This is a genomic window from Paenibacillus sp. J31R109, assembly GCF_059692055.1.
Map to the genome: position 1 here is coordinate 197,014 of NZ_JCAUAR010000011.1, position 13,887 is coordinate 210,900.

Annotated in this window: 10 protein-coding genes; 2 read left to right on the forward strand and 8 right to left on the reverse strand. The window is 48.9% G+C overall.

Going from position 1 to position 13,887, the window contains the following annotated elements:
- Nucleotides 1-99: 99 nt before the first annotated feature.
- The 4 genes from AC58QT_RS24670 to AC58QT_RS24685 form a co-directional block, all read right to left on the reverse strand.
- Nucleotides 100-2,094, reverse strand: coding sequence for a beta-galactosidase trimerization domain-containing protein (locus tag AC58QT_RS24670; RefSeq protein WP_497411308.1), 1,995 nt, complete (start codon nucleotides 2,092-2,094; stop codon nucleotides 100-102).
- 27 nt (nucleotides 2,095-2,121) lie between these two features.
- Nucleotides 2,122-2,991: a carbohydrate ABC transporter permease gene (locus AC58QT_RS24675; RefSeq protein WP_497411309.1), complete on the reverse strand. Its 870-nt coding sequence runs from the start codon at nucleotides 2,989-2,991 to the stop codon at nucleotides 2,122-2,124.
- Between the two features lie 13 nt (nucleotides 2,992-3,004).
- Nucleotides 3,005-3,904, reverse strand: a complete 900-nt coding sequence (locus AC58QT_RS24680; protein ID WP_497411310.1) for an ABC transporter permease — start codon at nucleotides 3,902-3,904, stop codon at nucleotides 3,005-3,007.
- Between the two features lie 94 nt (nucleotides 3,905-3,998).
- The gene (locus AC58QT_RS24685; RefSeq protein ID WP_497411311.1) at nucleotides 3,999-5,564 is read right to left on the reverse strand and encodes an extracellular solute-binding protein; all 1,566 of its coding nucleotides are present in this window, start codon (nucleotides 5,562-5,564) and stop codon (nucleotides 3,999-4,001) included.
- A 300-nt stretch (nucleotides 5,565-5,864) separates the two neighbouring features.
- Here AC58QT_RS24685 and AC58QT_RS24690 point away from each other — a divergent pair, with 300 nt between their 5' ends.
- Nucleotides 5,865-8,201: a helix-turn-helix domain-containing protein gene (locus AC58QT_RS24690; protein ID WP_497411312.1), complete on the forward strand. Its 2,337-nt coding sequence runs from the start codon at nucleotides 5,865-5,867 to the stop codon at nucleotides 8,199-8,201.
- A gap of 70 nt (nucleotides 8,202-8,271) precedes the next feature.
- On the opposite strand, the gene AC58QT_RS24695 is transcribed toward AC58QT_RS24690, so the two are convergent.
- The 4 genes from AC58QT_RS24695 to AC58QT_RS24710 are packed head-to-tail and all read right to left on the reverse strand — an operon-like array spanning nucleotide 8,272 to nucleotide 12,603.
- Nucleotides 8,272-8,898, reverse strand: a complete 627-nt coding sequence (locus AC58QT_RS24695; RefSeq protein WP_497411313.1) for a hypothetical protein — start codon at nucleotides 8,896-8,898, stop codon at nucleotides 8,272-8,274.
- 8 nt (nucleotides 8,899-8,906) lie between these two features.
- On the reverse strand, nucleotides 8,907-9,740 hold the full coding sequence (locus AC58QT_RS24700; protein WP_497411314.1) for an amidohydrolase family protein: 834 nt from the start codon (nucleotides 9,738-9,740) through the stop codon (nucleotides 8,907-8,909).
- Nucleotides 9,731-11,683: a DUF8034 domain-containing protein gene (locus tag AC58QT_RS24705; RefSeq protein WP_497411315.1), complete on the reverse strand. Its 1,953-nt coding sequence runs from the start codon at nucleotides 11,681-11,683 to the stop codon at nucleotides 9,731-9,733. The genes AC58QT_RS24700 and AC58QT_RS24705 overlap by 10 nt, the downstream gene beginning before the upstream one ends.
- Nucleotides 11,680-12,603: an aldo/keto reductase gene (locus AC58QT_RS24710; RefSeq protein ID WP_497411316.1), complete on the reverse strand. Its 924-nt coding sequence runs from the start codon at nucleotides 12,601-12,603 to the stop codon at nucleotides 11,680-11,682. Before AC58QT_RS24710 ends, AC58QT_RS24705 begins: the two co-directional genes overlap by 4 nt.
- Nucleotides 12,604-12,715: 112 nt before the next feature.
- On the opposite strand from AC58QT_RS24710, the gene AC58QT_RS24715 reads away from it, so the two are divergent.
- The gene (locus tag AC58QT_RS24715) at nucleotides 12,716-13,555 is read left to right on the forward strand and encodes an AraC family ligand binding domain-containing protein (RefSeq protein WP_497411317.1); all 840 of its coding nucleotides are present in this window, start codon (nucleotides 12,716-12,718) and stop codon (nucleotides 13,553-13,555) included.
- Nucleotides 13,556-13,887 lie beyond the last annotated feature (332 nt).

A 13,887-nucleotide genomic window follows, 5' to 3' on the forward strand; every position in this document is an offset into this window, starting at 1 on the left:
ACTCCCTTCCAACTCTAAATCATTGTATGTATTAGAGTGCCTATTGGTCACTTGGGGGGGTGGATAGATAACCGCATGAACATAAAAGAAGAACAGGTCCTAATGAACCTGTTCCTCTTTCTTGGCGACTTCATACTCGATGACAACCATCTGGTGGCACTTCAGACTAGGTACTGTGTAGTAAACCGTCTGATCCTCATACCTGAATGTGAGCGAGGTCATCTGCGGTGCCATATATACGTTCTTTACGTGGTTAGATGTACGAACAGCAACCTGCACATCATAGATGGGAACCATATCCTCAATGACTTCGATGTTTTTCCCTCTGCGGATTGGGGTTGCGTATAACAAATGATTAACCAGACGATTCTCATCCTGTTGATTTTGCAGTGTGACGATGCCTTGCGCTGGGAGATTGGTTTGCAACGTCTTGTCTAGGAGAAGGCGATCCAATGCATACAGTACGGCTTCTTTCAATATGAGGCTGCCTTTGGTCGCATAATCTTCAAATATGTTCCACGCGATATAAATACCACTTTCGCTTTCCACCATACCCGGTCCTCCATATTCATAGCTGCTTGGCGTATGCTGGTGCGAGCAGAAAGTAAACAGATCGCGGTTAAAATAAGGATTTTCACGGTGTGCAAGCTCAGTTCCGCCCGCAATTTCGATTTTCTGCCCCTGTGAATAGAAGATGTAAGAGGCTTCTCTACAGCTTCGAAGATTGAACAGCGGACGAAAATAGTCGGGGCGGTATGGATTTGTCCCTACATGCCGCACCCCGAGGTCGATGGCAAAGCGAGTCCCCTCCGGATCAAGGCACGACCAGCCCGTTGCGAGAACTTTACCGCCTTGCAGAAGGAATTGCGCCAATTTCTTCTGGAGCTTATCATCCACTGCTACGTAATCTGGTAAAATTAGCACCTTATAAGCTGTAAAATCATTTTCCTGATCGATCACATCGAACAGGAATTTACCCTCAAGCAGTATGCGTACAGCCCCTGCGTCCGAATCCGATGTAGACACATTGGCATTGGGATGCAAGCCGGTTGCTTCCAATGTCAACAGGGCCACATCTGCAACATTCGTCGCCTTTACGCACCATGCCTCCTTCGCCTCGACCTCGCGATATGCCTCGCCAATCAGTGCGTAAGTCGCTTCATCCATATAACCGTCAGGATGAAGCTGATCGCCAATTGAGCAGCGGGCGCCATTGGCTATGCTGAGCGCAGCTTCATAACGGAGTGCGTTCGGGTGCTTATAGCCACCGAATTCTCCCCAGGATGTATGGAATTTCCCCGTCATACCGAGAAAATCGACACCAAGCGGTTGCGCATACCTAGCCGACAGCGGAAAGTGATCATAGCCCCATCCACCTGTAGGCAGCGATTCCAGTTCTAAATGTGTGTTCATAGCAATCAGATCGCGTCGACCTCGCGCAATGTGTCCGCCATTGTGAAAGATCGGCAATCCTGGCTTGATCGCTTGAACCGTTTCCTTCACCTTCGTCGTATAATTCGCGTAGGTTGTCTCCCATAGCTTTCGCATTGCCTTCTCATCCCGTGGATCCTGTCCTTGCCGGCGTATGCTCTCCACACAGCTATGACAGTAGCACTTGCGTATGCCAATGATATCTAGGAATAGTCCATCCAAATCATATCGGGACACGACTTCTCGTATCTGCTCGATCAGGATTGCCAGATAGGGAGAGTTTAAGCACAATTGGTGATAGCCTGGCAGCATAAATCCTTTGACCCAATTCGTTTGATCGTTTTCATCACGGATGAGCCATTCGGGGTGACGTCTTGCTAATTTTTCATCCAAACCTGCCGACAGGTAGACGGGTGTCTTCACACCAATGTCATGTGCCGCTTCAATCATGTCCGCTAGCAAGTCAAAGCTCAGCCCAGGATGGATTTCATTCGCCTCCGAGGGATGGTAAGCCCAGCCGTGATGGCATTTGGCAAAAATCGTAACGGAATCCACATGACCAAGCTTAAGCATCTCCTGAAACTGCCCCTTATCAAAACGTGCTCCGATCGGCGCTATAGCTTCCGAAGTGTGAAAATCAAGATGCACCTGACGAAATCGCATGCGGTCTCATCCTTTCCATTCTATCTGCTATCCCTTTACCGAACCAATCATGGTCCCTTTCTCAAAGTAACGCAGCAGGAATGGATACATGACCAGCACGGGAAGAGCGGATACAATGACCGCTGCCATCTTCAAGCTCTCAGGCGCAGGCGGAACCTCATTCACAGCCGTCGTAAACGGATCGAGCCGGTTCTCAATCAGAATTTGCCGAACAATCTGCTGCAGGACGAACTTCGTTTGATCTGTCACATACAACAAATTGTCCATAAACGCATTAATGTGATACACAAGCGACCAGAGGCCGATCGTAACCAGAACAGGGACCGACAGTGGCAATATGATGCGAATAAGAATTCGCAGATCGCGCGCTCCGTCAATCCGTGCTGCTTCAATTAGCGCATCCGGAATCGAGCGGAAGAACGAGATCATCACCAACACCTGGAATGCATTCGCCGCATGCGGCAGCACGTAGACCCACCGCGTATTCAGGAGATGCAGCTCCTTTATAAGCAAATAATTCGGCACGATCCCACCATCGAAGATCATGGTAAAGAGCAGAAGCAGTACCAATACCCGCTTCCATGGCATTTCATTGCGAGACAACGGATAAGCTGCACAAACGGTAACGATCAGAGTAAGCGCTGTGCCGACGACCATTCGGAACAACGTATTGCTGTACCCTTTCCAGATGAACGGATAGGTCAGTAATTCTTTGTATGGCGTCAAGGTCACATCCTTCGGAAACCAGTGAAAGCCGCTGCGGAGCGCCTCTCCCCTTCCACTTAGCGATACTGACAGCACGTGAATAAATGGGTACACGACAATAATGGCGAGTACGCCAAGTACGATATAAATGAGGCTAACGCTTAATCGATCTTGCCAGTTTCCAGTTCTCATGTTGCAAATCCTCCTACCATAAGCCGCTCTCTCCCTTGCTCAGTCTGCGCACCGTAAAGTTAGCCCCCAGAATCAGCAGCAGCCCTACTAAAGACTTGAACAAACCAATCGCAGCCGTATAACTGTATTGAAATTGCGTTAGCCCCACGCGATAGACGTAAGTGTCAATAACATCGCCCGTATCAAAAGTGACAGGATTGAGCAAGTTGATAATTTGTTCAAAGTTCGCGCTCAAGAAGCCGCCTAGGCTGAGAATAAACATAATTGCAATGGTTGGCATAATCGACGGAATATTAATATGAAACAAACGCTGCCAGCGATTTGCCCCATCCATGGTTGCCGACTCATGCAGTTCCGGATTAATGCCCGATAGGGCAGCAAAATAAATAATCGATCCCCAGCCGATATCCTTCAAAATGGCCGAACCCACCACAATGGAGCGAAAATACTCCTTATGGCCCATGTAAAATACGGGTTTCCCCCCAAACCAGCCCACGATCTCAGCCACAATGCCCGTGGTTGGCGACAGGAAATAGATGACAAGACCGGACATAATAACCCACGAAACGAAGTGGGGCAAATACATGGTCATCTGTACGAAGCGCTGAAAAAAGCGGGATCTGATTTCATTCAGCAGAAGCGCCAGCACGATCGGTGCCGGAAAAGCAAACAGCAGCAAATAGAGATTTAACAGTAGCGTATTACTCAGCAATCGGTAGAAATCAGATGAATGAAAGAGCGCTTCAAAATGCTTTAAGCCCACCCATGGGCTGCCCCATATGCCATCGACAACGCGAAAATCTTTGAAAGCAATGAGTACCCCGTAGATCGGGCCATATTTGAATACGAGAAAAAAGGAAAAGGCAAACAAATAGAGCGCAAACAGCTCCCTATTTTTCATAATCATCTTCATGTCATGTGCACGTCCTCAGGGCCAGTTGCGATCCATCCCTCGGCAGCAGCCACTTGACTAACAGCCGAGGATACAGATTCGCTTCTTAAGCTGATTATTTTTTAAACTGCTTCTGGTACATCTCATTGGCCTCTTTGGTTAATTCGTCTCCACCCTTAGCTTTCCACTCTGCCACATACTTATCGAAATCGCTAAGCGGCACTTCTCCACTAATAATTTGTGCAAAATATTTTTGCGTCAGCGCCGTCAGATCCTTCTTATATTTGCCATCAGATGGAAGAGCAGCGAATAATAACGCATCTGTCTGACTCGGTGCAGAAGAATACGTACGAACGGCTTCGTTCATCTGCGGATTGGAATATTTATCTCGATAAGCTCGAGTCGTGATATTACCAAGGGAGAACAACCGGATGCCAACTGCATCACGTTGTTCCTGCTTTTCGAAGCCCGGTAAGACTTTCGTTGCGCCCGAAGTCGCTCCGCTGGCTACAAAATCCCATTGTGTACCTTTGACACCCAAGTTCGTCATATTAATTGTTTCTTCGTCGTTACTTTCTGCTCGCAATATTTCAAATAATTTGCTTAGCTTAGCTGGATCATTCTTCACCTTGTTGCCAAGCACAATGTAATTACTTTTTACTCCCCAATCCCAGCTGCCGCTGCCGCCAGGTCCCTTCGGATTTTTACCCAGTTGAAGCTTAGCATTCGGATTGATGTCTTTCATCGCTATATTGGTCGCACCATCCGCGAGCGCTGCTTTTCCGACTTGCTCCTCAATGACACCGATCCGACTGTTATACAGCTTCTTGCGGTACGAATCTTGGGTATCCGTAATATATTCAGGATCGATCACGCCGTCCGCATACCATTTACGCAGCTTCTCAAGAGCCGCCTTGGCCTCTGGCATGATGGAACCGTTCATGATCTGACCTTGCTTTTCGTGCCACATCGTTGGTTGTACGCCGAATGCGCCAAAGATCGAGTAGAAGCCCGTCGACCACGTCGACGTCGCTGTTCCGGTCAAACCATAGGTGTCGTTCTTGCCGTTACCGTCTGGATCTTTTTTCGCGAACGCATACGCCGCCTGCTCAAATTCATCCAGCGTCTCTGGGAGCTTGGTGATACCGACCTTGTCGAGCCAGTCTTTGCGCCACAACATCGATAGGTCATAAGGTTTCAAATCGATAAACATCGGGACTGCCCATAGCTTGTCGCTAAACGTTACCGTCTGGAACAGCGCCTTCGACTGCTCAACATCTTTATAGTATTCAGGCATTTTATCTTTCACCATATTAGGATCCAGGTCCATTAGAACCCCTTGTGCTTGATAAGCAGAGACATTCGATGGATCACCTAGCATGAACACATCCGGTACGTCACCGGAAGCGATACTGGCATCTGTCACTTTAACCGGTTTGATTTTGATATTGAATTTCTGTTCAAGCCACTTCTGAACTGGCGTATCCGCCACGACCGCTGGTGCTTGGAATTGAATGCCCCACGTAATTTCAATCGGCTTTGCAGCAGCAGAAGAAGTACTACTCGGTTGACTCGATTCGGACGTTGTTTTCTTTTCTGCGGAACATCCGCTAAGTACGCTTGCGGCCATGCTGGCTGCTAATACGGTAAGTGCGACTGGTTTCATTTTATAGATAGGCAAAATAAATTCCCCCTGGTTACCCTGATTTCCGTTCCTTAACGCGCTCTACCCCGGCCAGGAATTGGGAACGGTTACAACTTTTACGATATCCCGTGGCACACAACTACACAATGATCTCATTCGATTTTTGTTATGTTATTCCTTTCCGTGGCTGTTTTTATAGCGTTATGTTATTCGATTTTTCGTATGTTTTTCGCCTCTTTGCTTCCCCCTTCTTCATTCTGTGCTATAATTTTCTTCGTGCCGAGCGCTTCATCCACCTCATCTTGAAAACGCTAACACTTTGAAAGGAGGGTCTGGATGCCTAGTCTTCAAGTGATTCGCAACCGATCGCTATTCGTCAAGCTGTTGTTAACTATGACTGCCATTATCGTTGTTACCGTCATCCTCATTTCTTCGGTTACCTATACGATTTCTGCCGATACCAGCATTCAGAATTCGATTGAATACAATCAATCCATTATGGAGCAGCAGCGAGAACTGATTCATAAAGAACTTCTTGCGATACAGAACATCGCCTCGAGCATGGTCATGACCCAATCCTATCTGTATCATAAAATAAATGATAAGCTCAGTGTCTCTTCACTTATTGACTTAACGCGGTTTCTGGAGGAACAGCAGAAGCTAAGTCCTTATATCGATTCCATTTATCTCGTCTATAATAAACTCGATCTCGTACTGACCTCCCGATCTGATATGAAAATGTCCCCGTTATCCTCTTTCACCGACCGTTCTTGGATGACGGTCATGAATGAAGATACCGCCAACCGAACGGTGTGGCTGACCAATCGTCCTGGCAACGCCGCTTCGAAAGGAACATTGGCCACCAGTTTAATGCAAAAAATGCCACTCATTGGTCCTGTTGATGGAGCCATTGTGATTAATTTGAAGCTCGACCTCCTCTTTAAAGAATATTTGAGTCATTACCATAATAAAAAAGGCCTGACACTAGTCCTCGGGACTCAAGGTGAACCGCTCTACAGTGAAACGGAAGAAGCCGCAGCCCTGATCGGGAAGTTTAACCCTAGCGTGCTATCCGCTCCAGGAAGCGGTTCCTACGTTGATGATCGCCAGTGGATCGTGACCTACACCACCTCTAACGTGACAGGGTGGAAGTTTGTTAATTTGACCAAACGATCTGTCCTGCTTGAGGGTTTAGGCCGTATTAAAATGATCGTAGCCGCCGTTTCTGCTCTTTACGTCACCATTGCCATTTTGCTGCTGATCTACATCTCACAGCGACTATACCGTCCGCTCAAAAGCGTTCTCACCTATATTAGCGGCAGTGAAAGAGCAAATCCTGAAGCCTCATTGTCGGCCGCCGACGAAGCAAGCTTCATCCAGCAGGCATTCGAACGGCTTCGACATAGCCGGGAAACGATCCTTAGCGAGAAGGAACGGGTAGAAACATTGCTTGGCGACAACCGTTCAGCGATCAAAGAGAAATATTTGAGCGACCTCATAAAGGGGCGAGCGATTTCCCAGCAAACCAGTAGGCAGGAGAAGGATGCAGCGGAGCTTTTGGGATTAAAGTTGAATTTTGAACGATTTGCCATCCTAACGATCGAGCTAGAGGAACAATCCCTGCTGAATGACTCGACTGGCAATCTCCATTTCCACCTATTTCAATATGGCTTAATTGAAGAACTCGGACCCGAAATCGACGGCGAAATCTTCGCCAAGGACGATGAACGCATCATCATCATTCTTGCTGCCCCAGCTAATCAAGACGACTTTCCAATTGAGCTTGCGAGAAAGCTACAGTTTAATCTGGAGAGTCGTTACAGCATCATTGCAACGATTGGAATTAGCCGCATCCACACGGGTGTGTCTTCGGCTCAAACCGCCTATGAAGAATCGGTCGAAGCCCTCAATCTGAAAATGTATGTCGGCAAAGGCGAAATCGTGCCCTATACCATCGTTAGTTCCTGGAAGCAGGATGAAGAGACCTATTATTACCCCTACGAGCTAGAGACAAAGCTGCTTCAGGCACTGCTTCAACTGAACGAGGAGGAGTGTGCGGAGACGATTAGCCGTATTACGAAAGAAGTGACTACCCGCAGGCTTGGGATAGCTAACGTGCAACAGCTCTTCTTTCAACTAAGCGGGGAAATTGTCAAAACGCTGGTGCAAACCGGCGGAGATATGACTGCCGTACTCGGCGATCGGCCATTCGTGCTGTCCGGTATCCAAACGCTTCGTGATATGGAGGCACGCTTGATGGAGATGTGCGCCCAAATCATTACCCACAATCGGGAGAAGCGGTTAAAGCTCAATGATATGACTCTGCAGCTCGCTACCGAATTTATGGAGAAAAACTATAATAACAACATCACGATTGAGACCGTTGCCGGGCACGTGCAGCGAAGCACGTCTTTTTTGAGCCGTATTTTCAAGGAAACGACAGGCACAACGATCAACGACTATTTGATTCATTTGCGAATCAAACGAGCCTGTGAACTGCTGCGTCAGCCCAAATATTCGCTGGAAGACATCTGCCGTGAAATCGGCTATGCCAACGTCAGCTATTTCAGCAAGCTGTTCAAATCGCGAATGGGGAGTACGCCTGGGCAATATCGCTTATTGCAGACGGTCGATCAGATACCAGCGGGAGGATTGGAAGTTTCGGAAAAGTAAGAATGCAAAGAAGCCAGCCTACTCTCTTTAGGAGCTCGGTTGGCTTTTTGACGAGACAGGGCTTTCATGATTAAAAGGTCAAAATTATGTCCATCGTTTCCCACAAGATAGGTCCCTGCTCGCTCTCCGACCAAGGGATAAAATGCGGCTGCATCACGTCATGCCAGTTCTCTGGCGTAATCGGTGCAGGCCATGTCATTCGCGTAACACCGTGTTCAAACGCGGGAGTCGGACGTTCATGATAGGAGAAGACGAGTTCCTCGTGCGCTCCGATGATATAAGTTGGATTAAAGCAGCTCGGTTTCTCCTCCTGCATAGCATAATGATAGAAGATGTAGCTGCTGTATTTCGAGGGTTTCAATCGTGCAAGGCTACCAACTCGCTCACCACTTTGCCCGGCTTCTTTCATCCCCGGTTCACCATCGTGGAAGATATCGAGCATTGGAACGGCATATCGATGCTCACCTCCAAAACTGCCCGGCCATGTCTCCAGCAACGGCTTGCATGTTATTGGCCATTCCCATTCGCAGCCTTCGCCCATCATTTCAAAATAAAGAAATACACCGCTTCCCTTCGCGAAAATCGAGCAACTCACGACACCCTGCCCCCGAAGTTCGCGTTGCCAGCTTTCGGCTGCTTCCGCTAACGCGAGCGCGAAGCCCACTTCGCAGCCAACTTTCGTCTGCGCTCTATACATCCTTCTCATCATGTCAGTATCGGGTAAAATCGACTGGCATTGCCCGCACGAATCATTCCCTTCTCCCCCTCCGCAAGATTATCAGGAAGTACCGCCTCGAACAAATCGATGACGTCCCTATAGCCGCCTGCCTGCAAGGCAACCGGCCAATCACTGCCAAACAATAGTCGTCCGCTGCCGAATATCTCAAGCAACTGATCGATGTAAGGCCGAATCCTCTCAGGATGGAGACTGCCTGCCATCGTGATCATCCCGGACAGCTTAACCGCCACGCCCGGAAGACTGGATAGCCGCTTCATGCCTGTTCGCCACGGTTCCATTTGCTGCTCCCGAATGTTGGGACAACCCAGATGGTTGACGACCGACTTAAGCTGCGGCAGCTCTTCTAAATACTTTGCTACATCTGCAAGGTCTGCGGGCTGTACAAGCAGATCCAACGTGAGATCAGCCTGCATCAGCGCAACGAGTGCCGAGCGCAGCTTGTTCTGGTCGCTCTCTGAACGCTCAGAGCGAAATGCACTCCCGTTTAATCGAATGCCGGTAAAGCGCGAGTTGGCCTTCAAGAATTCCAGCTGCTCGTAGAAAAGACCCCCGAACGGATCAAGTCCGCCGCTCACACCCGATATAAATGGCCAGGTCTTCGCCAGCTCCAGCAGGAATGCCGCTTCCTCCGCACTTACGGCAGCCTGTACGGCTACCAATCGCTTAACACCGCAAGCTTCCAGCTCCGTAAACAACTGCTCTGGCAGGTAGTCCCGATAGAGCAGCTCATTCTCAGGCTTCAACCAGCCATAATCAATGCGCGAAGGCTTCCAAAAATGAACATGACTGTCTACGTACATGACGCATCCCCATCTTCCCTACGCCCTACCAGCAGATCTGCGGCATAAGAGTTCGGCCACGGCATATCATAGCTCGGCAAATTGACGTAACGCTTCATGCCAAGCTGTAGTCTAATGCCAGCGCCTCGCTTTAGATGAACAGTCAGCCATTTGCCATCGAGCTCTATGTGCGACCCCGGTACAGGGCAGCCATCTCCGTCTATTCGCTGGGCACTGGTAAACGCGTGTTCTCCGAAACTTCCTGCTTGAATAACGACCTCGCGTTCATCAAACAAACTCGTATTACAGAGCTGCAGCGTCACACCATCCGTTGTAAGCGCCTCCACTAACGCAGATACACCTTGTGGAAGACCTGGTCGTTTCTCTTGTGAATCAAAGTAGCGAACCCGCGCATGCTGCATGCCTCCGTGCGAAATATGCATCGGTCCCCCCATTGTCAGCTGTACAAGCGACTCGAAATATATCGGGCACATCTCTTGCCAGATATGAATGTTAGAAAAGTCACCGTCTGCAAAATCGCTTTTCCACCCATGCGGGTCGCCTTGGTCCGAGCGCATTTTCTCCAGCTGCCGACCGACCAACTCCATATTGGCGGCCAGTATCCGCTTCGGATAGTCCGGGTTGAGCCCTCGAATGTACTGGAACCAGGGCTCCGTATTGCCGATAAAGTGCTTTGTTTCTCTCCCTGTCTTGCTGTCCCTACCTGAGACGACAGGTATCGTAATTTCATTCCAATCATGATCTCTCGGAATCCGCTCTAACCGCTCTAAATCCTCGTCAGCCATGGACATCGTCCACAAATAGACCGGATACTTCGGCAGCGCCTTCCGCCAATCGTACCAACCATTATCGCCGTGTTTATTCGGTACGAGTACCTGGCCATTTTCTTCCCGCCGCAGCGCCCAGTTGGCATCTAGTTGGGACCGAGCTAGCGTAAGCTGACTCATGTCTCCCGTAAGTAATACAGCATTCATACATGCGTTCGTCAGTGGCTCAATGATGGTCATAAAGCCGTGCGGCCATCTATAGCCGTAATAGCCTCCCCACCATTTACCGTCGTTATATTCGCCAATGATACCGGAAAGCCCGACATTATCAGGAATAATCCCCCCGTTACGGTGAGTGCGTTCTTCCCATGCTGCGAGATAATCGACGACCCAATCGCGAAGGGCTGCCTCTCCTGTATGCATGAAGGTGTGTGTGATCATTCCAGTTGCATTCAAATTGAGCGGAACGTCTCCCCGGTTCATTCGCTCATTCATCATTTCAATCATTTTCTGATAGACGTCATCGTTGGACCATGGGGTTTTACCGCTTGCAAAATCAACACCAGGAATATCCTCATACGGTGCAGGATAGTGATCGAGAATGCTGCGATGCGTGACCCAATCCTCTTCTGACACTGTGAACCGCGGACCTTTGCTTCCGTTCAATGGTGATCGGATAAGCTTCTGCGCCTTATCATAATTTGGAGCTTCGGGATCGTCTCCCGTATACATATTGGCAAAACGTACTGCTCTCTGCTTGTCCTTGCTGGTTGCAGGACCAGCTAGTCCGAGAAAGTACAGAAATAAATACCCTTCCCCATGATGCATCCAATCATAGTAAGCATCAAATTCTCGGGAAACTTGCCCATATTCCGTCCACTGCCACGTAATCCCTTCCCAAATCTTTCGGGATACTTCGTGAAGCTCACGACTACCCCCTAATACGTAGAGCAGTGCTAGATTCATGAACCCTTCATAGGGATCATCTGATCCGTCCATACCTGGCCATTCCTTCTGCCAGATCAGCGTTCCATCCGGCTGTGTGTAACGAGCCACAAACTCCTTCGCCGCTTGATTCAACGTAGCAAATAACCACTGTTCCTGCAACGCCCACTCTGGTGGCACCATTCGTTCTTCCGCTACAATCCTTGGCAACATACCTGCTTGTGTGTTCATTTCGATTCCTCCTTCTCCGCTGGAAATAAACTTTTGCCCTGAAATAAAGCAAATACCCGTTGCTGATCTTCTGGATCCAATCCATGTCCATCACAAAATGCCAAGTTCGCGCGCAGCACTTCCCGTGTGGCAGCCCCAGTTAAGGTCACGTGAATGGCCGGTTGTGATAGACTGAAACGCATGGCTGGTTCGACGAGTCCGTGCGGCTCTGTTTTGCGCAAAAACGTGAGCTGCTCCATCCGCTTCGCTGCCTCGTCAATGATGTTAGGATTCAAAAACGGTGCTGGCGTATCGGCAAGCAGGCCGAGTCCGAGCACACTGCCGTTAATAACACCGATGTCCTTCTCAGCTGCGAGCGGGAGCAATGCATCCTTCGCCGTATGATCAATCAGCATATACCTAGCATAAAACTGGATGCTGTCAAACCGATTTAGCCGAGCATATCGCTCCAGAAGTGACAATATTCTTGTCGAAACGCCGATATAGCGAATCTTTCCATCTTCCCGCAATTTCTCCAGGGCAGGAAGCGTCTCGTTCACGATCGTTTCATAGGAAACCTGCTCTACATCGTGAATTTGCAACAAATCGATCCAATCGGTTTGAAGCCGTTCCAAACTATGCTCAACGGAACGAATCGTCGTCGCATAATCGAACGATTCTCCCGGACCTACTGCCTTGGATGCCAACACGACTTCGTTTCTTCTTCCGCCGATCAGCGCCTTACCGATTCTACGCTCCGACTCACCTCTGCCGTAGCTCGGTGCCGTGTCAATAAAATTGATGCCGCTGTCCAAAGCCTCATGGATCATCTTCTCGACGCCTTGTTCATCCGCAGGTCCAAAAACCCCTCCAAGGGGTGCGCCGCCAAGCCCTAATTTCGATACACGAAGTCCGGTACGGCCGAATGTTGTATACTCCATTTGTATATCCCTCCTACTGTAAATTGTAGTGTTCATCCTTTATAATCAAAATAGCCAGAGTTCCCCATCTCATGGCATATCTTCTCTATATGAGGAAGAGGCGAAAGATCACGTGGAATTTATTTATACGGATCCGATCGGTTTGACCGATCTGGCGGTGCTGGAGATCGGCACACAAAGTTGCCTGCCTGACATTTCTTTCGGGCCCAGCGTAAGAGATATGTACATTCTTCATTACATTCACAGTGGATATGGCACTTACTCGACAGGAGGCCGAACGGAACGGCTCGGCCCTGGTGACCTGTTCCTCGTTACACCGGATACCGTCCACACCTATCGCGCCGATTCGGTTGAGCCCTGGAGCTACTCTTGGTTTGGCTTCGTCGGAACATTTGCCCCCCGTCTGGTCGAAATAGCCGGATTTAATGTCCTGTCTCCTGTTCGGACGGCTGATTCTTCGTTGCCCGTTGACTCTCTTTTTGGCAATTTAATGAGCCTGCGCAAGGAACCAGCTAAAGAGCTCCTACTAACCGCTCTGCTGTACCAAATATTTGGAACGCTGGCCATACCGGACGATACGCCCCCACTTAGAGCTGATGTCGGACACCATGTACGTAATGCTGTTTCTTATATGAACACCCGCTATGCCGAACGTATCAGTCTACACGAAATCGCTGAACATGTCGGGCTAGACACCAAATACTTGTGCCGACTTTTCCAACAGCGCTTATCCATGTCCCCCTACCGATATTTGACCGATGTTCGGATGAGGAAAGCTTGCCGTCTTCTTCGTAGACAGCTGCTTGGGATCGCCGAAATAGCCCAATCTGTGGGCTACCAAGACCCCCTCATGTTCTCGCGCATGTTTAAGCGAACCATTGGTATTTCGCCAACAGCGTACAGGGAGAAGGCTAAATTGGAGAGTGGAAGTGCATCCTATGAAACTTCCTGATTATTCCTAATAATGAAAAAAAGCCTATCGATGATAGGCTTAAATTGAAAATAACCCCATTCAGGTTAGCGCCATAGGGTAGGGGTTATTCATTTCCGGTATGTCACTCGGAGTGTCTCCATCCAAGTGTTGTGCAGGAGACGGAACGCGAATCCGTCTCTTTTGTTATATTTACTCTAACATTTTGAAACGTTAATCAAAATCGTACCTCTGCTCCTTGAAGGGATCACCTAGTATATCTCAATACTACCCTACTGATGCTATTTTTATGTTATAATTAGGTAACGATTACAAAGTAGACGGAGAGGTGAAACGATGGGGACATACGTAAA

What these genes read in the sequence shown, in the direction of transcription:
- AC58QT_RS24670 (WP_497411308.1), bottom strand. Translation starts at nt 2,094, where the DNA reads ATGCGATTTCGTCAGGTGCATCTTGATTTTCACACTTCGGAAGCTATA.
- AC58QT_RS24675 (WP_497411309.1), bottom strand. Translation starts at nt 2,991, where the DNA reads ATGAGAACTGGAAACTGGCAAGATCGATTAAGCGTTAGCCTCATTTAT.
- AC58QT_RS24680 (WP_497411310.1), bottom strand. Translation starts at nt 3,904, where the DNA reads ATGAAGATGATTATGAAAAATAGGGAGCTGTTTGCGCTCTATTTGTTT.
- AC58QT_RS24690 (WP_497411312.1), top strand. Translation starts at nt 5,865, where the DNA reads ATGCCTAGTCTTCAAGTGATTCGCAACCGATCGCTATTCGTCAAGCTG.
- AC58QT_RS24695 (WP_497411313.1), bottom strand. Translation starts at nt 8,898, where the DNA reads ATGTATAGAGCGCAGACGAAAGTTGGCTGCGAAGTGGGCTTCGCGCTC.
- AC58QT_RS24700 (WP_497411314.1), bottom strand. Translation starts at nt 9,740, where the DNA reads ATGTACGTAGACAGTCATGTTCATTTTTGGAAGCCTTCGCGCATTGAT.
- AC58QT_RS24705 (WP_497411315.1), bottom strand. Translation starts at nt 11,683, where the DNA reads ATGAACACACAAGCAGGTATGTTGCCAAGGATTGTAGCGGAAGAACGA.
- AC58QT_RS24710 (WP_497411316.1), bottom strand. Translation starts at nt 12,603, where the DNA reads ATGGAGTATACAACATTCGGCCGTACCGGACTTCGTGTATCGAAATTA.